This window comes from Roseovarius autotrophicus (assembly GCF_018069895.1).
Classification (GTDB): domain Bacteria; phylum Pseudomonadota; class Alphaproteobacteria; order Rhodobacterales; family Rhodobacteraceae; genus Roseovarius; species Roseovarius autotrophicus.
Genome location: NZ_JAGQDH010000068.1, coordinates 1 through 1,233, shown reverse-complemented (window position 1 = coordinate 1,233; position 1,233 = coordinate 1). Strand labels below are relative to the sequence as shown.

Below are 1,233 nucleotides of genomic sequence, written 5' to 3'. Positions count from 1 at the left end.
CAGGGCAATCGCGTTTGGCTCACGCCGCTGGGGGCGCCGGTTTCACGCCATTGAGAATGCTGCATAAGAAAGCCTCATCCCACCCTGCGCGCTTGAGCTTTATGGAGAGCGAGCCCTTTGAGGGGTCTTGCCGGACGACATCGAGGGCGCGCCTGCGCAAGACCGCGATGTTGCCTGAGGCGTTATCCTTGCGGTTGCGGGCGGCGTCCTCGCGGAAGGACACGTCGAGCTGCCAATGCAGGGCATTCTCGATGGCCCAGTGCGCCCGCACCGTGGCCAGCAGAACCTCTGGTGCGGGTGTCCATGACAGCGCGAAATACCGGGTTTCCGAGCTTGTCCTTCCGTCGATTTCCCGGGTCGCCTCGATCCGTCCGAAAGCCTTGAGGCCGGGGAATTCATGGTGCTCTGCCAATCCTTTGGCTGATGTGACCACGGCCGTGCGCTGTTCCTTGCGACCATGGCCCCTGTCCTCGGTGCGGGCTTGCGGATGACCCTCTGTCAGTTGACCAAAACAGGCGCGGGCATCCGACAGCAGCGAGTCCTGATTGGCCTTGAGCGCCAGGCACCAATCGCCGCCACCGGCGTTGATCGCCGCCACCGTGCGGCGATTGCAATGGAGCGCGTCCGCAGTGACGACCTTTCCCTTGAGAGCGATCAGTCCCAGAACCTCGAGGGCAGCGTCCAGCTCTGTGCCGTGATCCGCAGTGGCCGAGGCGAGCGTCAGGCGCAGGCGCGCGGCGTAGGCCGAGACCATCATGCGGGTGCGCGCGCTCTCGCCCTTGCCGCGCGCGCCTCGAAGGGCCTTGCCATCGATGGCGATGACATCGCCATCACGCAGTAGCGCCGCGACATCGGCAAGCACCTTGCCAAAGGCCGCATCCAGCGCCTTCGGGTCGATCATCCGGAACACCGTTGAGAAGGTATCGTGCGAGGGAATGGCATGCCTGAGTTTCAGGAAGCCTCTGAAAAAGCTTTCTTTTGCACGCCCGAAGGCGGCCATCTCGGCACAACTAGACGAGCCGCAAAGCACCGAAACGAAGGCAATGACGAGCAACTCTGCGAGGTCATGGCGGGCGTTGCTCGCGCGAGGATCGGGGACATCATCAAAGGCGGAAAGGAAGATCTGCATCGGGGTTACGGCTCCAGGACATGACCCCCCCCTCCCAGAATCCATCCACGCGTCATGCGCAAGCGCAGTTGCTCAAACCCTCAGTTCCAAACGCGATTCCCCTG

General features: G+C 63.1%; 1 protein-coding gene. It reads right to left on the bottom strand.

The genetic code is table 11. The annotated features are described in order from the left end of the window. Positions 1-19: 19 nt before the first annotated feature. Positions 20-1,129 (bottom strand): ISAs1 family transposase, encoded by a 1,110-nt coding sequence (locus tag KAK09_RS18550; RefSeq protein WP_210880400.1) that lies wholly within the window; start codon positions 1,127-1,129, stop codon positions 20-22. Positions 1,130-1,233: the final 104 nt, after the last annotated feature.